Origin of the sequence: Pseudomonas peli, from assembly GCF_050563605.1 — a bacterium.
Taxonomy (GTDB): domain Bacteria; phylum Pseudomonadota; class Gammaproteobacteria; order Pseudomonadales; family Pseudomonadaceae; genus Aquipseudomonas; species Aquipseudomonas peli_A.
On record NZ_JBNXUH010000006.1, the window covers coordinates 129,103 to 149,536 of the forward strand.

Here is a 20,434-nt window from a genome sequence, read left to right on the forward strand (position 1 = left end):
GCGTAGCAGGCGGCACGCGCCTTGCTATCCAACCCATATGAACACTGAAACGACAACTAACCGACGCACACTGGCAAAATGCCGCTACTGGCTGGCAGTTGTACCCGCTTTGCTGGTACTCGGCTATAGCACCTTGGCTACAGCCAACGCCACACGGCCTGAACAACTTATCGGCGCTGGCGAAGTTTTTCTTGAGCAAGCGGTGAGCGAATATTTACAGCGTAGCAACATCGCCGGTCGCCATGAGATTCAAATCAACCGGCTCGACCCACGCCTGCGCCTGCCGCTGTGCCAACAGCCATTGACCACTACCTTGGAAAGCCCTGCCGAACCTATTGGTCGCGTGACCCTGCGCGTACGCTGTGACGGCGCTGCGCCATGGACGGTGTTTGTGCCGGGGCAGGTGCGGCTGTACCGTGAAGTGGTGATCGCCAGTCGCCCGCTCAAACGCGACAATCTGGTGACGGATATGGATGTTGTACTGGCCGAGCGCGATGTCGGTCTGCTCAATCAGGGCTATCTCACAACATTGCAGCAGGCACTCGGCAAAAAATTGACGCGCGCACTGCTACCAGACCAGGTACTTGCGCCGATTCATGTGCAATTAGCCGAAGCCATACGCAAGGGTGATCAGGTGGTGATCAGCGCCCGTAGCGGTGGAATAAGTGTACGTATGCCCGGTGAAGCCCTGTCAGACGGCACTATTGGCCGGCAGATCAGCGTACGCAACCAACGCTCCAACCGGGTGATCAGAGCTCGGGTAGTCGGCCCGGGGCAGGTTGAAGTGGCGATGTAGGCATGATTCTTGTTTTAGCTTTATGTAATCAGTGGGCTGACGATTATCCACACTGTGTTTAGACTGTTACCTGACGCACACTTTTTTGCCCTAAAGTTTTTCAGGGCAATGCCGACAAGCTAGGCAAGCGTCCAAACACTGTTCGAGGTTTTGCATCATGGTCATTGACATCAACCGGCTCAACAATGCCGCAACGCCAGCCAATTCGGGGCGGACCGGCAGTGCGCAGGCAGGTGGCCAGAACGAAGCCATCGGCAGCAAACAACCTGGCAACGTACCCAGCCCCGTCGAGCAGGCGCAACAAGCCGGCAAGAGCGGCGAGTCGGTACAGCTGAGCCGTGAGGCCCAACAGTTGCAGAAAGTCAGCGAAAAGCTGCGCGATCAGCCTACCGTCAATAAAGAGCGCGTCGCCCAGCTGAAACAGGCGGTCGAAGACGGCAGCTACCAAGTCGATAGCCAGCGCGTCGCCAGCAAACTGCTTAATTTCGAATCCCAGCGCTAGTCACCGGGCTACGCTGGGGTAATTGGTCGCCCAATAGACACTGCAGCAACGCACTGCAGTGTCTGTTACCCCGAAGAGCCCGCAATGCACGACACCAGCCTGCTTGAACTGTTCACCAACGATATCGGCACCGCCGAGCAGTTGCTTGAATTGATCGACACCGAATTCCAAGCCCTCAGTGATCGCGACCTCCCCCGCTTGCAGAGCATTCTGGCTGACAAGCTGCCGCTGCTGAGCCTGCTCGACCAGCACGGCAAAGAGCGCAGTCAACTACTCGCCAGCCTCAACCTCAGCCCTGACCGCGCTGGCCTGCAAGCACTTGCCGGCCAATCCCGCCAGGGCGAACTGCTGCTTGAGCGTGGCGACCAACTCAACGCCCTGCTCGAACGCTGCCAGGCAGCCAATCTGCGTAATGGCCGGTTGATTCGCTCCAGCCAGGCCTCGGCCCACAGCATGCTCGGCATTCTGCGCGGTAACGAGACGCCGAGCCTCTATGACAGCCGCGGCAGTGCCGCTAGAATCGGCCAGCAGCGCCCGCTCAGCCAGGCCTGAAACCTATAAAAGGCACAGGGGACATACTGTCATATTGCCAGTATGCTAGTGCCATAGCATTTGCTCGGAGAGTTATGGACCGTGTCCAGTCCTTTTAGCCAGGAAGATGGCCCGCAGCCACCCAAGGTGCTCAAGGCACCGGTGGAAATAGTTGCCAACCTGCGCCAACTGCAACAAAACCATGACCCGCTGATCATCACCTTCCACGAACGCAACCAACGCTTCCAGAGCTATGTGATCGAAGTTGATCGCGACAAGAAGCTGCTGATTCTCGATGAACTGATGCCGAGCGACGGCGAGCGCTACCTGGCCAACGGCGAAGCCTTCAATGTCGAGGCCTTCCACGAAGGTGTGCGCGTAGCCTGGAAATGCGAAGAGAACGTGCGTATCGCCGAGCATGAAGGCGCGCGCTGCTACTTCAGCCCGATGCCACTTGAGGTGACCTATCACCAACGGCGTAGCGCCTTCCGCGCCCCGCTTAAACAAGCTGAGCTGATCAAAGTCGAGCTCGCCGGCGATAAGCTGCGCACCGCCCTACCTGGGCTATTGCTGGACATTTCGGCAACCGGCTGCAAATTGCGCTTTCCCGGCAATATCAGCAGCAGCTTGCAATCTGGCCAGGTATACGAACGCTTTACCGCGAAGTTTCCTTTCGGGGCCATGACCACCGCCATTGAGATGCGTCATGTGCAGTACGAGGAGAAGGTGGACACCACCTTTGTCGGTGCACGCTTCCACCGCATCAACGGCCAGGAACAGCGCCTGGTCGAACGCTTCGTCTACCAGTTGCAACGTGAAGCGCGCCGCGTCGAAAGCGACGGCCTGTTCTAGCGTCAGATAAGGATATTCAGCGCAGCCAGGCGCGATAGATCCTCTGGCCGATCCACATCCCACAATGCAGGCAGCAGCGCTGGATGCCAGTCCAGCTGCTGCAAGCGCTGTAGCGTCAGATCAAAGACCTGCTCCGTACCCCACGGCATATCGCTGAACAGGCTGGCGACCATGCTGCGCAGTCCCAGCAACACGTAACCGCCATCCTCTGCCGGGCCGATCACCACGGACTGCTCCTGCAGCGCGCCGCAAGCCGCCTGTAGATAGTCGCCGTCGAGCGCCGGGCAATCATTGCCGATCAGGATCACCGCATCGCTTTCCGCCAGCCCCAGGGTAGCAATACGGCGCATGCGCTCACCCAGATCGCCAGCCGGTTGCTCGACCAGCGTCCAGCCAAGGCTTTGCGCCAGCTGCTGCAAATCAGCACCGGGCAAATCGTCCAGCCACAGAAAGCGCTCACTAAAGCCATGGGCCGGTAACTGCAAGGCGCGCTCCAGCAGCAACTGTTGCAAATCACAGGCGCCCTGAGCGCCCAGCGCCGCGATCAGGCGCGTCTTCACCCGCCCGGCAACAGGTGCGCGCGCGAGCATATGCAATGAGATCGACAGGTTCATAGCAGCGACCCTCGACGATACTGACGAGCTAGTTTTTCCGGGCTGGCGCCACAGTAATAGGCCAGCCGCAGGCACCACATAAGCACCACGGTACGCCAGATTCCGTGCTGCTCCCAGCGCCGGCTGGAGGTCGACAATGGCGGGCGCAAACAGCGCGGACGAGCCAGCGCATTCAAGCGGCGGCAAAGTTGCAAATCCTCCATCAGCGGAATCGGCGCATAACCGCCCAGCGCCTCGAACCGTTGCCGGGCGACAAAAATTCCCTGGTCACCCGAGGCAATACCGCTAAGGCGCGAACGCAGGTTGATCATCGCGCCAATCACTCGCAGTGCCAGGCCAGGCCCGGACAGGCGCACATCAAAGCGCCCCCACAACGGGCGCTCTTTCAGCGCGCCCTGCAGGCTCTCTAGTGACTCAACGCTGACCCGCGTATCGGCATGCACGAACCACAGGTATTCACCACGCGCCACCGCCGCGCCAGCATTCATCTGCAGCGCACGGCCAAGGGCGGTTCTCAGTAATTGATCAACCCGCCCCAGCGCCAGCTCGCAGGTGCCATCAGTGCTGCCGCCATCGACCAGGATCAATTCGGCACCGGCGGCGCGCAGATCCGCCAGATCACCCAGCAAATACGGCAACGCTTGGGCCTCATTGCGCACCGGGATCACCACGCTGAGCAGCGGCGTCATCCGCGCGTCTCTGCCTGAGTGGGCGGCTCGGTTGCAGGCTCGGTGCTCGGCTCCTGCACTGCGCTGTTGTCGTGCATCTGCTCATGCACCACCTGCTCATCGACACGCGGATCAAGGGCCGCCGTCAGCGGCGAGCTGGTGGTGCTGTCCGGCATGGGGATATGGTGCAGCGGCGCGTCGTCGACCTGATGCAGATGGGTAACGCGCTCCGGCCGGATACGCAGCACCAGAATCAAGGCGCAGCCGCAGACAAAGGCATACAGCATGTTCGCGCCGAGAAAGCGCATCAGCACACCGGCCAACAACGGCCCGATACTGGCGCCGACGCCAAAGGTCACCAACAGCATGGCCGTCAGCGATACCCGTCGTTCGGCCTCGACATGGTCATTGGCCAGCGCCACCGCCAGCGGGTAGAGGCTGAATTGCAAGGCGCACACCGCAAAGCCGCCGGCAAATAACAGCGGCAAACTGGCCTGCGGCAGAATCGCCAAAGGCAGCGCAGCCAGCGCCAGCAACGCGGCACAGCCACGGATCAGCTGCACGCGGTCATGCCGATCAGACAACCAGCCCAACGGCCACTGCACCACCAGGCCGGCGATAATGCAGCACCCCATAAACAGACCGATCTGCTCGGTGGACAAACCCATGCGCGTGCCATACAGCGGCGCCAGGCCATAGAAGGAGCCGATCAGCAAACCCGAGACCACAATAGTGGTCAGCGACAACGGCACACGGTCAATAAAGAAGCGCATTTCCAGCGGCGCTGGATGCAAGGGCGCAGGATGCAGTTTGCGGGTCAATGCCACCGGCACCAGGCACAGGGCAAAGCACAGCGCCACCAGCATCAGCAGCTCAAGGCCGAGCGCCGGGTGCACCACCAGCACCAGCTGACCGAGGATCAAGCCCAGGTAGGAAGCCCCCATATAGCCGGCAAACACCTGGCCGCGCTGGCTGGTTTCCGCCTGCTCATTGAGCCAGCTCTCGATCACCATGTACTGGCACATCATGCCCAGACCAACCAGCATCCGCAGCAGCAACCAGCTGGGCAACCAATCGCTTAAGCCATGGCCAAGCACCGCTGCCGTCACCACACCAGCGCAGGCGACATAGGCGCGGATATGGCCGACGCGGGCAATCAACCGATGCCCGATCTTGCCGCCCAGCACCAAGCCCAGGTAGTTGGCCGCCATCAGCGCACCGACCCACAAACCATCGGCTGTTTCCGCCAGCCGCAGCGCAAGGTAAGTGCTCAACAGACCCGAGCCCAACAGCATCAACAGGGTGGCGAAATACAGCGAACTAAATGACTTGAGGATCACAGACATGGGACAGCACATGGCTCCATAAAGGCCGCCGAAAGCATGTTCGGCGGTCAGACTCTAAGCGTGGGCCGCCAGTACGCGGCGCTCCCACGGGGTAATTTCATCAAAGAAGCTGGTGAGCTCCAGCGTCTTGCTGGCAATGTAGCCTTCGATGAACTCTTTGCCGAACAGTTCCAGCGCCAAAGTACTGCGCTTGAGCCGCTCGATTGCAGCATGCATGGTACAGGGTAGCGCCAATTCATCCGGCACTTCGAACTCACCCTGGATCGGCGCACTGGGCTGCAGCTGCTGTTCAATCCCGTACAAACCCGCTGCAAGACTCGCCGCCAGCGCCAGATAAGGATTGGCATCGGCGCCCGGCAAGCGGTTCTCTACTCGCCGCGCGACCGGTGCACTGGCCGGGATACGCAGGCCGGCAGCGCGATTATCCTCGGACCAGCAGGCGTTGTTCGGCGACGCATAAGGATGGCAAAGGCGCTGATAGGAATTCACATGCGGGGCAAATAGCAGAGTGAAATCGGCCATGGCCGCCTGCTGCCCGGCGATAAATTGGTAAAACGCCGGCGTTGCCTGGCCATCGGCCGCGCTGAAGATATTCTGCCCACTGCCCTGCTCCACCACGCTCTGATGAATATGCATGGAGCTGCCCGGCGTATGCGCCAATGGTTTGGCCATGCACACCACAGTAAGCCCATGCTTGAGTGCGACCTCCTTGAGCAGGTGCTTGAACAGAAAAGTCTGATCGGCCAGCAGCAGTGGGTCGCCGTGCAGCAGGTTGATCTCGAACTGGCTCACGCCCATCTCGTGCATAAAGGTATCGCGCGGTATACCCAGCGCCGCCATGCACTGATAGACCTCACGAAAGAACGGACGCAGGCCGTTGTTGGAACTCACGCTAAAGGCCGAACCGCCGTCTTCACGCCGGCCATCCAGGCCCAGCGGCGGCTGAAACGGCTGCAGTGGGTCGGCATTGCGGGCAAACACGAAAAACTCCAGTTCGGTCGCCACCACCGGCTGCCAGCCATGGCTGGCGTAACGCGCAATAACCTGCTTGAGCAGGCCGCGGGTCGACAATCCGGAGCTGCGTCCATCGAACTCATCGGCATCACAGATGGCCAGCGCGCGCGGCGTTTCACTCCAGGGCAGCCGATGAATCTGCGTCGGTTCGGCATTCAAGGCCAGGTCACCGTCATCACTGCCGTAATAACACGGCGCCGGATAGCCACCCATGATGCATTGCAGCAACACCCCGCGTGCCAACTGCAAACGCCGCCCCTCCAGAAACCCCTCAGCCGTCATCACCTTGCCGCGCGGCACGCCATTGAGATCGGGTGTCACGCATTCGATTTCATCAACACCACGCAGCAGTTCAGCCAGGGCGGTGCGGTCGAGGGTACTCATTTGCTGTTGTCCTTATTGATGCAAGAGGCCGTAGCCGAACGGCGAGGCGTACAAAATACGCACCAGCCGTTCGATATTTCAAGCAAAGCCATGCCAGATATCTGCACAGCAGGTTCCGCTTCAAAATATATCGATTAATTAGATATTAATGATCATGCACAATCGCTCCAAAAATCACCTATTAGATGTTCAAAAATAAATATAACTGCATGATAAATAAAAAATTAATTCAACTATCGATACCGTCGATGATTACCATGCCCAGCCTGCACTTCTTCATCAAATTTTCATCCGTATTATTGGCTCCGTACTCACTTACATCCGCCCTTACGAGGAGCCTGAACATGAAAAAGCAAATTCTCACCGCCGTAATCCTGAGCAGCCTGTCCATCAGCGCCTTCGCCTTGCCATCCAGCAACCCGCAGCCGCTGCTAGGTGAAAAGCAGGACAGCAGCGTCAGAACCCTGATGGGCTTTGGTAGCAACCTGCAAACTGAAGGTGGCGCTGATCGTCTGCAAGAGCGTCTGCGTGTAGCAGAAGACGGTGCCGACCGCACTGGCGCAAACCGCGTCGCTGAAGGTGGTGCTGATCGCTTGCAAGAGCGTCTGCGTGTAGCGGAAGACGGTGCCGCCCGTACTGGCGCTAACCGCGTCGCTGAAGGTGGCGCTGATCGCCTGCAAGAGCGCCTGCGTGTAGCTGAAGACGGTGCCGACCGTACTGGCGCTAACCGTGTCGCTGAAGGTGGCGCTGATCGCTTGCAAGAGCGTCTGCGTGTAGCCGAAGACGGTGCCGACCGTACTGGCGCTAACCGCGTCGCTGAAGGTGGCGCTGATCGCCTGCAAGAGCGTCTGCGTGTAGCTGAAGACGGTGCCGACCGCACTGGCGCTAACCGCGTCGCTGAAGGTGGCGCTGATCGCTTGCAAGAGCGTCTGCGTGTAGCCGAAGACGGTGCTGACCGTACTGGCGCTAACCGTGTCGCCGAAGGTGGCGCTGAACGCACACCAGGCCTGCGCTTTAGCTGATCACAGCTGATAGGCAACACAAAAAAGGTGCTCAATCGAGCACCTTTTTTGTTTATTGCGCAGGCGATTCCAACTGCGCCAAGCGCTCTTCCAGCACCGCAATCCGCGCCTCCAGAGCGTCCAGGCGCTCATCCTGCTGACCGCCCGCTGTCGCGTGCTGCGGCTCACTGGCTCTGGCCGCCAATGCCGCCTGCAAATCCGCCGGGTCACCCAGCACGTGCATATAACGGTCTTCACGCTGCCCCGACTGACGTGGCAACAGGCAGGCCAGTTCGCGGCTGATCAGGCGTTCAAGGTTATGCTGCACCTGCTCGGCATCATCAAAATCATGCATGCGGCTGCTGCGCGTCAGCAGTTCGTTGATGGTCTGCGGGCCACGTAGCAGCAACAGACCGAGCAGCACCACCTGCGCCGCCACCAGCTCCAGCGCTTTGTCGGTACGATGTTCCCAGCGATCCGCTCGGCTGCCCATCACCAGGCGCGCCATTTCTCGCCCTTCCAGACTACGTAGTGCCTGGCCGACCTGGCCAGCTGTAAGGTTGAGCACCGGTTCACGGCTGGTTTTCTGATTGCAGGCCAGCACCAGGGCGTTCAGCGTCAGGGGATAGGCTTCGGGGGTGGTCAGCTGCTTTTCGATCAAGCAACCCAGTACCCGCGCTTCGACGATCGTCAGGGTTTCAACCGCCATAGCGTTCGCATCTTCATTGGACATAACAACCTCAGGGCCTCGCAAAGGCCCTAGCCTAGCCCGCCTGACGACCGGTTGATAGGCATAACCGCCGCTGGGCGGGCTGGCACTGCGCCAGCGCGTAACAGCGGGTCACTGTGGTAGAGTCGCGCGCTATTTTTCAGCGTGGCCTTGTTTCATCCCCCGCGAAAAGCCTCATAACGCGTACTGCAGCCATGCATCCAGCCCCGGCGCCCCGAGCCCGGCAGGCAATAGAAAGAGATCGCAGGCCTGCCCGCCAAAGTAGAGATGCATGTCATGACCACTGCCCAACACCCGCTTCTGCAACTACTCAACCGCACCAGCCTGGTGCTGCAAATCGCCATCGGCCTGGTGGCTGGTATCGCCCTGGCGCTGTTCCTGCCTGAAGCCGCGGCAAGCGTCAGCTTCCTCGGTACGGTGTTTGTCTCGGCGCTGAAGGCCGTGGCTCCGGTGCTGGTATTCGTACTGGTGGCGGCGTCGATTGCCAACCATCAGCAAGGTCAGCAGACCCATATCAAACCGATTCTGCTGCTGTACCTGATCGGCACCTTCAGCGCGGCGCTGATCGCGGTGGCCGCCAGCTTTGCCTTCCCGTCCAGCCTGACCCTGGTGAGCAACAGCGCCGAGCTGTCGCCACCCGGCGGCATCAGCGAAGTGCTGAAAACTCTGCTGCTGAATGTGGTGGATAACCCGATCAACGCCCTGCTCAAAGGCAACTTTATCGGCATCCTGGCCTGGGCCATCGCACTGGGCTTTGCCTTCCGCCACGCCAGCCCCAGCAGCAAGCAAATGCTCGCTGACCTCTCCGACGCGGTAACCAGCATCGTCAAACTGGTGATTCGCCTGGCGCCACTGGGGGTTTTCGGCCTGGTTGCGGCCACGCTGGCCGAGTCGGGCATGTCCGCCCTGCTCGATTACCTGCACCTGCTGCTGGTACTGGTCGGTTGCATGCTGTTTGTCGCCCTGGTGACCAACCCGGCGATTGTCTATTTCAAGACCCGTCGCAACCCCTACCCGCTGGTGCTGACCTGCCTGCGCGAAAGTGGCCTGACGGCGTTCTTTACCCGTAGCTCGGCGGCCAATATCCCGGTCAACCTGCAGCTCTGCCAGCGTCTGGGCCTGCATGAGGAAACCTACTCGGTGTCGATCCCACTGGGCGCGACCATCAACATGGCCGGCGCGGCGATCACCATAACGGTACTGACCATGGCCGCGGTGCACACCCTGGGCATCGCCGTAGATCTGCCGACAGCCTTGCTGCTCAGCCTGCTCGCCTCGATCAGCGCTTGCGGTGCGTCGGGCGTGGCCGGCGGCTCGCTGCTGCTGATTCCGCTGGCGTGCAGCCTGTTTGGCATCCCCAATGATGTGGCCATGCAGGTGGTCGCTGTCGGCTTTATCATCGGCATCGTGCAGGACTCTGCGGAAACCGCGCTGAACTCCTCCACCGACGTACTGTTCACTGCAGCCGCCTGCCAGGCTGAGCAACAACGCAGCTAAACGCTTGCCGAAACAACAAAAGGCTTACCCATGGGTAAGCCTTTTTTATGCCCGCCATCCCTGGCGGCCGTCGCAGCGCAGCGTTAATAAGTGCTCCAGGCACTTATTTATTGGCCAACCGATAAACGTCGCACGCCCAGCGTTTGAATAGCCGAACGATTCCGGTAGGCTTTGCCGCTTCTTTATAAGGAGTAATTCCCATGGCCCGCGCCACTGCCCGTCACATCCTGGTTGCCAGCGAAGACAAGTGCAACGAACTGAAAGCCGCAATCGAAGGCGGTGCCGACTTCGCCCAAGTCGCCAAAGACAACTCCAGCTGCCCGTCCAGCCGCAGCGGCGGTGACCTTGGCTCGTTCGGCCCAGGCCAGATGGTCAAAGAATTCGACACCGTAGTATTCAGCGCACCGATCAACGTGGTGCAAGGCCCGGTAAAGACCCAGTTCGGTTATCACCTGCTGGAAGTGACCAGCCGCCAGGACTGATCCTGCCTGTTCGCTGGGCCGCCCGGCCCGGCGAATCCAATTTTTTCGCGCAGCGCCCATCGGGCACCACGCCACTGACCAACAGTGCAAGACCTCGGGCAATAGCCAGGTATACTCGCCGGCCTTTTCTTCTCGCACCCGCGGACCTCGCCATGACCCAGACTCCAGCAGCTGAACCCACCCTCGCCGTTCAGTCTGCCGACAGCGCCGCGCCACTCAATGACCAGGCTGCGCCTGTAAGTCCGCCTAAAGCCAGTGGCTTTGCCTCGCTGTTCGGCGCCGCCAAGGCCGCCTCCGGCAAACAGGACGACCAGCCCTGGCACCAGAAGGGCAACAAGTCGAGCCACGAAAAGAAGATCGGTCCAGCGCCGAGCGGTACTCGCCGCGCCATGGGTAAACGTTAAGCCAAACGTGCGCGCAAACGCTCCTGCAACCAGCCGCCGCAAAAATTCAGCAGCAAGCCAAGCATCACCAGTAGCGCACCGACTAGCTGCAGGCTGCTCAGGCGTTCATCGAGCAGCAATGCCGAAGAAGTCAGCCCAACCACCGGCACCAACAGCGAGAACGGCGCTACCTGGCTAGCCGGGTAACGCGACAGCAAGCGGCTCCACAGGCCATAGCCGAGGATGGTCGCGCCGAATGCCAGGTAGACCAGCACCAGCAGCGTATCCAGGGTAAAGCCGCGCAGCGCTGACTCGATCACCTCGGGGCCCTCCAGCAGCCAGGACAACGCAAAGAACGGCAACGGCGGCACCAGGCTGCCCCACACCACCAGCCCCACCAGATTCACCTTGCCCAACTTGCGCGTGGCGATATTGCCCAGCGCCCACATGGCGGCAGCGCAGAGTGTCAGAAGAAAGCCAGCCAGCGTCATCAGGCCATTGCCCTGTGAGCCAATCAGCAGCAAACCGCCGGCCGCCACCAGTAACCCGAACAGGTTGGCCAGGCGAAAGCGCTCCCCCAGCAACAGCACGGCAAATAGCAGGGTAAACAGCGCCTGCGATTGCAGCACCAGCGACGCCAGGCCGGCCGGCATGCCGACGGACATGGCAGAGAAGAGAAAGGCGAACTGCCCCAGCGAGATGGTCAAGCCATAGGCCAGCAGCCAGCGCAGCGGAATCTGCGGGCGCTTGATAAACAGCACGGCAGGAAAGGCCGCCAGAAGAAAACGCAGCGCGCCCAGCAGCATCGGCGGCATCTCGTGCAGGCCGATCTTGATCACCACAAAATTCATGCCCCAGACGATGATCACCACCAGGGCCAGCAGTAAATCCTTGGGTTGCATGGGCGCTCCGGATTAATCAATCAGCACTTATTAAAGCGGCCAGCAGCGTCATAGCGCCCATACAGAAACCCGGCAAATAAGCCGTACAGCGCATCACTGATCGGCAGATTGCAGCGCCACAGGTGCCGCCAGCGCCTCGAAGGGCTAGAATCGCAGCCCTTACCCATTAACCCGCAACGACGAGATAACCCATGGGCGCCCAGTGGAAAGCCAAACCTAAAGAAGCCGCCGCCAACGCCAGAGGCAAGATCTTCGGCCGGCTGGTCAAGGAAATCATGATCTCCGCCCGCAACGGCGCCGATCCGGACCTGAACCCCAAGCTGCGCCTGGCGATCCATCAGGCGAAAAAAGCCTCGATGCCAAAGGAAACCCTCGACCGGGCGATCAAGAAAGGCGCTGGCCTTTTGGGCGACACCGTGACCTTCCACTCCGCCACCTATGAGGGCTTCGCCCCGCATCAGGTGCCGGTGATCATCGAGTGCCTAACCGACAACATCAACCGCACCGTGGCGGAAGTCCGCGTGCTGTTCCGCAAGGGTCAGATGGGCGCTTCCGGCTCAGTAACCTGGGATTTCGACCATGTGGGCATGATCGAAGCCAGCACCGAAAGTGATGCCGACCCGGAAATGGCCGCCATCGAAGCCGGCGCTCAGGATTTCGAGCCTGCCGAAGACGGCAACACCCTGTTTATCACCGAGCCGACCGACCTCGACGCCGTATGCCGCGCGCTGCCGGAGCAGGGTTTCAGCGTCAACTCGGCGAAGATCGGCTATATCCCGAAAAACCCGGTGAGCAGCCTGACTGCCGAGCAATTGGAAGAAGTCGAAGCCTTCCTCGAAGCGCTCGACGCTCACGATGACGTGCAGAACGTCTATGTCGGGCTTTCCGGCTAAATACCGGCTGACCAGGCCCGCCGCGCAGGATGCGCCGCGGGCCCACGAGCGGCACAGATTAATGTGCGCAGTTCGTCGTACCGGCAGATTGACCACTCCGCGCATCGCGCAAAGCGAGTAGAATCGCCGCCCGCCGCGCCACCAGCGCCCGACGTGTACACAAGGACGTTGTCACACAGGAGTTTTACCGTGCACAAGTTTCTGATTCTGGCCGCCTGCCTGCTGCTTGGCGCCTGCGCCAACAACCCGCAGACGACCTACCAGCAAGAGGTCAAAGCGGGCAAAAGCCCGATGGCCAAGAGCGCCCTGGAAGCCATCCACAACACCCAGGCCATCCCGCTGCCGCTCGATACCGGCCTGCTGGCCCCGCAATGGCCAATCAGCGCCGACGAGCCGCGTCTGGACTTCGGCAGCTCGATCTCCAACTACCGGATCTTTTCCCTGCAGCTGAAAAAGGGTGAGCGTTACACCCTCAATGTGCATTCGCTGTGCAATGAGCCGTGCATGGGCGTCAGCAAATACGCCCTGAAGCCACGCGCCATGCTGCTGGATGCCTACGGCGCGGTGATTGCCGACAAGCCCTCGCATGCCGAAGCCGTGGTCGGCCAGATCAGCCTGAGCTGGGATGGTGAAGCCGCAGAAGATGGCACCTATTACCTGCTGGTGGCCGCCGATAACGACGACCTCGGCGAAACCATCGTGATCGACGATGTGTGGGTCAATAACTCGCCGTTGATGGCGGTCAAGGTTGACATGCAAAGCGCACCGTTCGGCAAGATCAGCGCATTCTCCAGCACCAGCAAAAACTGAACACACCTCCCTGGCGAGCCGCAATGGCGCGCCAGGTTCTCCCCCTCCCACACACATACAGAAACTCCCGCCCCGCCACCTCCCCAGCAAATTGCCAAGCGGCCACAACGGCCTATGGTATGAACAACGCCCCCGCTTTGACTCGCTGACGGAGCCCCGCGCATGCCACTTCGCTGGCTGACCACCCTGGGTTTGATGATTGGCCTGCAGGTCGCACCGGCAAGCGCCCGCACGCTGCAGGTCGAGCTGGATTTTCAGCATATTGGCGGCCTGCTGCCGGCCGCCGAATTGGACAGCATGCTCGCCTCGGCACAGCTGCGAGTCGACGCCACCTACGAGCCGCGCTGGCTGATCCCCGGCCTGACCGCCAGACGTGAACGCACCCTGCCAATCGGCAGCAAGCTGTTGCCCATCCTTCAGCAGATTGAATTGACCGAGCAGCAGATTGCCCGCCATGGCCGCACCCTGAGCTTTAGCGTCAACGAAAAGAACCCCGAGCACCGGGGCTACACCCTGAGTACGCTGCAACTGTTTCTGCCGATTGTTGGCGGATTTGGCCGGCCGCAGCCAACGCTGGAGCTGATTCTGCCGGCTGTGCCGGAAACCGGCCTGGCGCAGCAATACGGCCTGCTGTCGCGTCAGGGCTCGGTGGAGCTGGGTATCCGCCTGCGCTACCGCTGGAGCGACGCGCGCGGAGCCATGCAGCAGCAAACTGCCGACTGCGACGAACAAGTGCAGATCATCGATGCCGATCACTACCGTTTTCGTCCCAGCCACAGCCATGCCGGCCTGTATCGCGAGCTGGCATCGGCCGTACAAAGCGATCCACCAAGCACAGCCGTTGCCGGCCAACGCAGCCTGCAGCTGAGGCCGCCCTTACCCGTCGATCTGCAAGGCTGGCAGCTGTCGCGCCATCACCTGCTGCAATTGCAGGTCGGCGACACGCAGGTTGAACGCCTATCGCTCTACGCCACCCGCGAGGTTTCCGCCGAGTGCCAACGCGGCCTGAGCTATGACGCGTTGTTCGCTGATGGGCAATTGGTGGAAATGGAGCACAACCATTCGGCCAGCGGTTGTGCGGACCAGACAGCGGACAACCTGTGGCTAAGCGCCAGCTGGCTGAATGACGGTAGCCTGGCGCGATTGCTGAGCACCCAGGGCCACGCGCCGACTCGCAGCTGGGAGGCTTTTTATGCCGCCCAGCCCGCCACATGCTTTAACCCGGATAACCCGCAGAGCCACCAACCGGCAACCACCCAGCTGGCAATACTTGAGCAACAGGTCGCGGCTCTCCAGCGCCTGCGCCGCGCGTTTCTTGAGCAATAAATCGCCAAACAACAGATCAGTAGAGCCCACCCGCCCACTTATTGATCCACCGCAAGACGCTCTACGCCTGGAGCCTTAGCCTATGCCGATGACTTCCACTGCCATCGACGAGGTTTCCATGAGCATCACCTCAGCCAGCATCTGCGCGGCTGCCGACCAACTGCAGGGTTTTGTCGGCTTCAATGCCAAGACCGGGCGCTATATCGTGCGCTTCTCCGAAGATTCCTTCGGCCTCGACGTGCTGGAAAAAAGCATCACGCCTACCTGCGAATTCGTCTGGCGCGCTTTTGACGGCGAACTGATGAACCTCGACCGTGCGCGTCTGCAATTGCTGCTGGAACAGAACATTGATGACCGCCTTGCTATCAGCGAACCGCTGCGGGTCTATGTACGCCGCACCGATATGCCGGAGATCAGCGCCGAGCGCCGTCGCCTTAACGCTTGAGCGGCTGGTGGGTTTACGCGCCCATGGCCGAATAGGCCCCAGCTTGTTCACTTACGCCCTCACAGCCGCCGCGCGCAGCAGACTAAGCTCGATTGGCCGAATTCATTCGCCCAGGAGCCTGCCGATGTTCGATGTGCTGATCAAAAACGCGCTGTTTTTCGATGGCAGTGGCACGCCAGGAGTGCTGCGTCACCTCGGCATCGCCAACGGCAAGCTGGCCTGCATCAGCGCCAGCGTCCTGGATGAAAGCGGCTGTGCTCAGGTGATTGATGCGCAAAACCGCTGGGTGACGCCCGGTTTTATCGACATGCACACCCATTACGACGCCGAACTGGTGGCCGCCCCTGCGCTCAAGGAATCGGTGCGTCATGGCGTGACCACGGTGATGATCGGCAGCTGCTCGATCAGCATGGTGTTGTCCAGCGCGGAAGACTGCTCGGACCTGTTTACCCGCGTCGAATCGGTGCCGCGTGAACATGTGCTGCCGCTGCTGCAGGCACGCAAGAGCTGGAACAGCGCCGGCGAATTTGCCGCCTTTCTCGATCAGCATGCGCTGGGGCCGAATATCTGCTCCTTCCTCGGCCACTCCGACCTGCGCGTCGCCGTGCTCGGTCTCGAGCGCGCGGTAGACGCCAAGGTACGCCCCAGCGAACACGAGCTGCAGCAGATGGAAAGACTGCTGGAAGATGCGCTGGACGCCGGCCTGCTCGGCCTGTCGAGCATGACCAATCCCTGGGACAAACTCGATGGCGACCGCCAGCGCTCGAAATCCCTGCCCTCGGTGTATGCGCCCTGGGCAGAGTACGCGCGACTGAACAAAATCCTGCGCCGGCGCGGGCGCATTCATCAGGGCGCGCCGAACCTGGTGACCAAGCTGAATGTGCTGGCCTTTCTCTGGGACAGCATCGGCGGTTGGTGGCGCAAGCCGCTGAAGACCACCCTGATTACCCTGATGGACGTCAAAGCCGACCCTTGGCTGGCGCCGATCCTCGGCCCGCTGACCCGCTGGATCAATCGCCTGACCCACGCCGACTTCCGTTGGCAAACCCTGCCGGTGCCGTTTGAAACCTACGCCGACGGCATGGAGTTTGTGGTTTTCGAGGAGTTTCCCGCCGGTCAAGCCGCACTGCACCTGGCCAACCACGACATGCGCAGTCAACTGTTCCAGGACCCGGCCTACCGCCTGCGTTTTCGCCAGGACGTGGAGAAGAAATTCGGCCCACGGGTCTGGCACCGCGACTTCGACGACGCCTGGATTGTCGATTGCCCGGACGCCAGCGTGGTCGGCAAAAGCGTCGGCGAACTGGCCAAGGCCCGCGACGAACACCCCGCCGATCTATTCCTCGACCTGCTGGTGGCCCACGGCCCGCGTTTGCGCTGGCGCACGCTGATCGCCAACCATCGCCCCGAGGTAGTGGAAAAACTGGTGTGCGAACCCAGCACCCTGATCGGCTTTGCCGACTCCGGCGCACATATCCGCAATATGGCCTTCTACAACTTCGGCGTGCGCTTGCTCAAACTGGTGCGCGATGCCGAGCTACGCGGCCAACCAGTGATGCCGATTGAAACCGCAATCTGGCGCCTGACCGGCGAGCTGGGCGAGTGGTTCGATATCGATGCCGGCAGGCTCTATGAAGGCGCTCGTGCCGACCTGGTAATCATCGACCCGAGCGCATTGGATGAATCCCTGGCCAGCTACCAGGAGGCACCGATGGACGCCTTCGGTGGTCTGCAGCGCATGGTCAACCGCGGCGCAGCGGTGGAGGCCGTGCTAATCAACGGGCGCATTGCCTTTCAGCAGGGCGAATTCGCCAGCGAACTGGGACAGGCACGCGGCTACGGGCAGTTTCTGCGCAGCAACGCCTAGCCTGGCGTCAGGGCATGCGACCTAAGGCATAACAGCGGCGCGCCGGGCTGGCATAATGCGCGCCGCACAGCCCGATCACGTAACTACGGGCCGGTATTGAAAGGACTCTAACCGAAATGCCCCGCACGCTTTCGCAGGCGGCCTGGCGCTGGCTTTGCGGCCTGCTGCTGGTCAGCCTGCTAACCCCACCACTGCAGGCCGATGACAGCGGAACCCTGCGCTACCCCCGCCGGGCCGATGGCGATGAGTTTCGCTCCATCTATGCCCTGGCGCAGCTGCAACTGGCGCTGGATAAAGCCGGCAGCGCGCTGCGCCTGGAGCCTTCGCACTACAGCATGGAGCAAGAGCGCGCGCTGGTTAATCTGGAGCACAACGACCGCCTCGACGTGGCCTGGAGCATGACCAGCCATGAGCGCGAGCAACGCCTGCTGCCGGTACGTATTCCGCTGGATAAAGGCCTGTTCGGCTGGCGCATCGCCCTGCTGCCCAAAGACCGCGCGCAGCTGCTCAAGGATGTGCGCAACCTTGAGCAGCTGCGCCAGTTTTCCGCAGGCCAAGGCCACGACTGGCCGGACAGCGAAATCCTCCGCGGCCACGGTTTGCCGGTCAGGGTTTCATCCAGTTACGGCAGTCTGTTTCGCATGCTGCAAGCGCAGCGCTTCGACTACTTTCCGCGCTCGGTGATCGAGATCTGGGATGAGCTGGAGCACCCGCGCGCGAAGCAACTGGTCGTCGATCCGCATGTGCTGCTGCACTACCCCACGGCGATGTATTTCTTCTTCTCGCGCAAACGCCCGGAGCTGGCGGAAAACGTGCGCATAGGCATGGAGAAAGCCATTGCCGATGGCTCCTTCGAGCGTCTATTCCAGCAGCACTTCGCCGCCAGCCTGCAGCGTGCGCAACTTGGCCAGCGTCAGCTGATCGAGCTGCATAACCCGCTGCTGCCCAGCGCCACGCCTTTGCAGCGGCGCGAGCTGTGGTTCACTGCGCCACCGGTACGCTAGGCGCTGGCTGCGCCAGGGTGGTTTGCACCACGTTGCGGGTGTGCGCACCGAAGCGCTTGAACAGCTCCACCAGCAACTGCTCCAGCAGCGGGTCGGCTTGCGCCTGGGCCAGCTGATTACCACCGCTAAAACCCGGAGCCGCCGACGGTTTGCGCGCCAGCCACTGGCCAATCAACTCATCAAAGGCATCGGCACTGGCATAGGACTCAGCCGCCACCACCTGCTGCGCATAGTCCACCGAATAGGCTGGATAGCTGTCCTGCGGGTTCTGCGTATAGGCCTGCAACAGAGGCGAGGCCGCCTGCTCATCCATCAGCTGCTGCATACGCTCCAGCTGATATTCCTCAATCGCCGTGTGCCGGTCCGCCACTCGGGCAATGGTCGCCAGACGATCTTCGGGATAACCGCTGGCCGCCTTGAGGGCAATCAGCATCAGCTCGGCCGTGGCGACGCCCGGCACGGTCTTGGCGTGGTAGGGCTGGGTCAGGTCCTGCATGTAGTGCAGCGCCCAGCCGAGAAAACGATAACCCCAGTAATCGTGACCGCTTTCCAGGGCCAGCCGCGCCAGGCTGGTGTACTGGTAGATGCGCCAGTGCGGCAGAGTGCGGCGCAGATAGGGCGCCGCCTGCAACACCAGCTCCGGCTCGTGGTAATAGCCGATATGGAATGGCGCCTGGGAGGAATACTCGAAGCGCGCATCGCCAAAGGGCTGCGCGCCGAAGTTGTAGTGCGCGCCAACTTCGCCCGGGTTGTCGCTGAACAAGTTGATGTCATGGCCATAGTCCGGCTCATCGGCCGCACTGCTGAGCACCTGCACAGCACTCACCGCCTCACCCCGCTGCAAGGCCAGGTAACGCCAGTGGCTCCAGGGGCCGATCTTGCGAAACACCAGCACCTGCTCGGCGGCCAGACGCGGCCGGCCATCATCGGCCTGCCCCGGCAATTGCTGAACGAAACCAGCCAGGCGAATCTGCGGATTGACCCGCAGCGCCTGCAGAAACGCGCTGCGCCTGTCGACCGCAGCTGTTGTCGAAGCGCTAAAGCGCAAGGCATCCGGACGCGCCGGGTAATCCGCAAAATGCGCGCGGGCAAAGGTTTCCTGCTGGTCCAGCAGCTGCTCGATGGCCGGAGCCTGCGCATCGAGAAAAGCCTCCAGCGGCTCGTAGCTCAAGGTGCGCTGCAGCTCGGGCACTGCCTGCAACGCCAGCTGACTACCCAGCGAATGATTGGACCAGGCCAGCGCGCTTAATGGCTGGTACGCCAGGCAACAGGCAGATAGCAACAGGAGCAATGGCTTCACGGAGACTCCGACAGCAGATGGCAGTGCAAAGAGGCGTAGCCTAACGCCAAAGCAGCCATCTGGCACTGTCGTATCAAGTCAGTCCATTCACTAATCGAGCAGCACGCTGCATGCCCAGCCAGGTTGGGCTAAAGCGCAAACACCGCAGCCGCTACCAACAGCCCAGTCACCAGCAGCAACGCCAGGGCCAGCAGGGGTTTGTTCAGGCCGCTGGGCGCACTGACGGGCGCGACCGCAGCGCGCATCGGATTAGCCTGCGCGACTGTGCGCAGCGGGTTGGCCTGGCTGCTCGGCGAGCTGGACAGAGGCGCCGGCCTGAGCGGTTTGGGCAGATCCACCGCACGCATAAACAGCGTGGCATCTTCATCCTCGCTCGGCGCCACGGTGCTTTTCGGGCCGATCACCAGCAGGCTGACCGAGCCCATCTTCAACTGGTCGCCAGGTTGCAACACCGCCGTCGCGACCTTCTGCTGGTTGACCAGCAGGCCATTGGCCGACGCCAGGTCCTTGACCTCAAGCACGTCATCCTTGAGGTAGAACTCGCAATGCCGACGCGACAATTCCTGGTCGCTGAAGCACAGCTCGCACTTCACCGAGCGGCCAAAGGTCATGGAGCCGTTGATATGGAATTTCTTGCCTTCGTGCTCGCCCTGGATCACCTGCAAATACCAGCGCGCAGCCTGTTCGGCCTTGGTCTTGCTGCGCGCCGGGTCGACCAGCAGCAGCTCCACCGAGCCCAGGCGCACGCGGTCGGCGGCGCGCAGCTGGAAGCGCGTATTGATCCGCTCGTCATTGACGAAGGAGCCGCTCGGGCTGCCGACATCGGTCAGGTAGTAGAAGCCATGGTCCTGGCGAATTTCCGCGTGAAACGGAGCGATGCTCGGGTCCACCAACACCAGGCTGTTGCGGCTGTCCTGGCCGATGGTGAAACGCTCGTCGACCAGCCAGATCGGCGCCTGACGATTATCACTGAAGTGAATTCTGAGCATCTGCGTACTCCGGCAAAATCAGTTAGCCAACCACCAAGGACTCGCCACAACTCGGCATCAACTGCCGGCGTAATGAGCGAGGCGCGCATGCTGCCTGC

The 20,434-nt window shown here is 61.3% G+C and carries 22 protein-coding genes; 14 read left to right on the forward strand and 8 right to left on the reverse strand.

Annotated elements, in window-relative coordinates:
• Positions 1-37: 37 nt before the first annotated feature.
• The 4 genes from flgA to ACQ4LH_RS09115 all read left to right on the forward strand — a co-directional run bounded on the left by flgA (position 38) and on the right by ACQ4LH_RS09115 (position 2,681).
• Complete coding sequence (gene flgA / locus ACQ4LH_RS09100; protein ID WP_430696873.1) at positions 38-796, forward strand: flagellar basal body P-ring formation chaperone FlgA; 759 nt, start codon at positions 38-40, stop codon at positions 794-796.
• 157 nt (positions 797-953) lie between these two features.
• Entirely contained in the window at positions 954-1,298 is a 345-nt protein-coding gene (gene flgM, locus ACQ4LH_RS09105) for a flagellar biosynthesis anti-sigma factor FlgM (RefSeq protein ID WP_430696874.1), read from the forward strand.
• An 84-nt stretch (positions 1,299-1,382) separates the two neighbouring features.
• Positions 1,383-1,850 carry a flagella synthesis protein FlgN gene (locus tag ACQ4LH_RS09110; protein ID WP_430696875.1) on the forward strand — a complete coding sequence of 156 codons (468 nt, stop codon included), beginning with the start codon at positions 1,383-1,385 and terminating at the stop codon, positions 1,848-1,850.
• Between the two features lie 81 nt (positions 1,851-1,931).
• Positions 1,932-2,681: a flagellar brake protein gene (locus ACQ4LH_RS09115; protein WP_430696876.1), complete on the forward strand. Its 750-nt coding sequence runs from the start codon at positions 1,932-1,934 to the stop codon at positions 2,679-2,681.
• 2 nt (positions 2,682-2,683) lie between these two features.
• Here the strand turns inward: ACQ4LH_RS09115 and ACQ4LH_RS09120 are convergent, their stop codons facing one another.
• Genes ACQ4LH_RS09120 through ACQ4LH_RS09135 form a run of 4 tightly spaced genes read right to left on the reverse strand, consistent with a single transcriptional unit; the run spans position 2,684 to position 6,605 of the window.
• On the reverse strand, positions 2,684-3,295 hold the full coding sequence (locus ACQ4LH_RS09120; protein WP_430696877.1) for a TIGR04282 family arsenosugar biosynthesis glycosyltransferase: 612 nt from the start codon (positions 3,293-3,295) through the stop codon (positions 2,684-2,686).
• Positions 3,292-3,984 carry a TIGR04283 family arsenosugar biosynthesis glycosyltransferase gene (locus ACQ4LH_RS09125; protein ID WP_430696878.1) on the reverse strand — a complete coding sequence of 231 codons (693 nt, stop codon included), beginning with the start codon at positions 3,982-3,984 and terminating at the stop codon, positions 3,292-3,294. Before ACQ4LH_RS09125 ends, ACQ4LH_RS09120 begins: the two co-directional genes overlap by 4 nt.
• A complete protein-coding gene (locus ACQ4LH_RS09130) occupies positions 3,981-5,309 on the reverse strand; it encodes an MFS transporter (protein WP_430696879.1) in 1,329 nt (442 codons plus the stop codon). Before ACQ4LH_RS09130 ends, ACQ4LH_RS09125 begins: the two co-directional genes overlap by 4 nt.
• A gap of 54 nt (positions 5,310-5,363) precedes the next feature.
• Entirely contained in the window at positions 5,364-6,605 is a 1,242-nt protein-coding gene (locus tag ACQ4LH_RS09135; protein WP_430697032.1) for a glutamine synthetase family protein, read from the reverse strand.
• A 446-nt stretch (positions 6,606-7,051) separates the two neighbouring features.
• Here ACQ4LH_RS09135 and ACQ4LH_RS09140 point away from each other — a divergent pair, with 446 nt between their 5' ends.
• Entirely contained in the window at positions 7,052-7,729 is a 678-nt protein-coding gene (locus tag ACQ4LH_RS09140; RefSeq protein ID WP_430696880.1) for a phage infection protein, read from the forward strand.
• Between the two features lie 52 nt (positions 7,730-7,781).
• On the opposite strand, the gene ACQ4LH_RS09145 is transcribed toward ACQ4LH_RS09140, so the two are convergent.
• Positions 7,782-8,441 (reverse strand): YceH family protein, encoded by a 660-nt coding sequence (locus ACQ4LH_RS09145; RefSeq protein ID WP_430696881.1) that lies wholly within the window; start codon positions 8,439-8,441, stop codon positions 7,782-7,784.
• Between the two features lie 273 nt (positions 8,442-8,714).
• Between ACQ4LH_RS09145 and sstT the strand changes: the two genes are divergently transcribed.
• The 3 genes from sstT (at position 8,715) to ACQ4LH_RS09160 (ending at position 10,821) form a co-directional block, all read left to right on the forward strand.
• The gene (sstT, locus tag ACQ4LH_RS09150; RefSeq protein ID WP_430696882.1) at positions 8,715-9,935 is read left to right on the forward strand and encodes a serine/threonine transporter SstT; all 1,221 of its coding nucleotides are present in this window, start codon (positions 8,715-8,717) and stop codon (positions 9,933-9,935) included.
• Between the two features lie 200 nt (positions 9,936-10,135).
• Complete coding sequence (locus ACQ4LH_RS09155) at positions 10,136-10,417, forward strand: peptidylprolyl isomerase (RefSeq protein WP_090248458.1); 282 nt, start codon at positions 10,136-10,138, stop codon at positions 10,415-10,417.
• A 152-nt stretch (positions 10,418-10,569) separates the two neighbouring features.
• Positions 10,570-10,821: a hypothetical protein gene (locus ACQ4LH_RS09160; RefSeq protein WP_430696883.1), complete on the forward strand. Its 252-nt coding sequence runs from the start codon at positions 10,570-10,572 to the stop codon at positions 10,819-10,821.
• Here the strand turns inward: ACQ4LH_RS09160 and ACQ4LH_RS09165 are convergent.
• Positions 10,818-11,702, reverse strand: coding sequence for an EamA family transporter (locus ACQ4LH_RS09165; protein WP_430696884.1), 885 nt, complete (start codon positions 11,700-11,702; stop codon positions 10,818-10,820). The genes ACQ4LH_RS09160 and ACQ4LH_RS09165 overlap by 4 nt on opposite strands.
• A gap of 191 nt (positions 11,703-11,893) precedes the next feature.
• Here ACQ4LH_RS09165 and ACQ4LH_RS09170 point away from each other — a divergent pair, with 191 nt between their 5' ends.
• The 6 genes from ACQ4LH_RS09170 to ACQ4LH_RS09195 all read left to right on the forward strand — a co-directional run bounded on the left by ACQ4LH_RS09170 (position 11,894) and on the right by ACQ4LH_RS09195 (position 18,047).
• A complete protein-coding gene (locus ACQ4LH_RS09170) occupies positions 11,894-12,595 on the forward strand; it encodes a YebC/PmpR family DNA-binding transcriptional regulator (protein WP_397494565.1) in 702 nt (233 codons plus the stop codon).
• Positions 12,596-12,784: 189 nt separating this feature from the next.
• On the forward strand, positions 12,785-13,405 hold the full coding sequence (locus tag ACQ4LH_RS09175) for a hypothetical protein (RefSeq protein WP_430696885.1): 621 nt from the start codon (positions 12,785-12,787) through the stop codon (positions 13,403-13,405).
• Between the two features lie 162 nt (positions 13,406-13,567).
• The gene (locus ACQ4LH_RS09180) at positions 13,568-14,731 is read left to right on the forward strand and encodes a hypothetical protein (protein WP_430696886.1); all 1,164 of its coding nucleotides are present in this window, start codon (positions 13,568-13,570) and stop codon (positions 14,729-14,731) included.
• Positions 14,732-14,849: 118 nt separating this feature from the next.
• On the forward strand, positions 14,850-15,176 hold the full coding sequence (locus tag ACQ4LH_RS09185; RefSeq protein WP_430697033.1) for a DUF2025 family protein: 327 nt from the start codon (positions 14,850-14,852) through the stop codon (positions 15,174-15,176).
• 124 nt (positions 15,177-15,300) lie between these two features.
• Positions 15,301-17,043: an N-acyl-D-amino-acid deacylase family protein gene (locus ACQ4LH_RS09190; RefSeq protein WP_430696887.1), complete on the forward strand. Its 1,743-nt coding sequence runs from the start codon at positions 15,301-15,303 to the stop codon at positions 17,041-17,043.
• Positions 17,044-17,159: 116 nt separating this feature from the next.
• Positions 17,160-18,047, forward strand: a complete 888-nt coding sequence (locus ACQ4LH_RS09195; RefSeq protein WP_430696888.1) for a hypothetical protein — start codon at positions 17,160-17,162, stop codon at positions 18,045-18,047.
• Here ACQ4LH_RS09195 and ACQ4LH_RS09200 read toward each other — a convergent pair.
• Together ACQ4LH_RS09200 and ACQ4LH_RS09205 are read right to left on the reverse strand one after the other, a co-directional pair.
• A complete protein-coding gene (locus tag ACQ4LH_RS09200) occupies positions 18,025-19,347 on the reverse strand; it encodes a phospholipase (RefSeq protein WP_430696889.1) in 1,323 nt (440 codons plus the stop codon). The genes ACQ4LH_RS09195 and ACQ4LH_RS09200 overlap by 23 nt on opposite strands.
• Before the next feature lie 128 nt (positions 19,348-19,475).
• Positions 19,476-20,336, reverse strand: a complete 861-nt coding sequence (locus ACQ4LH_RS09205) for an FHA domain-containing protein (protein WP_430696890.1) — start codon at positions 20,334-20,336, stop codon at positions 19,476-19,478.
• Positions 20,337-20,434 lie beyond the last annotated feature (98 nt).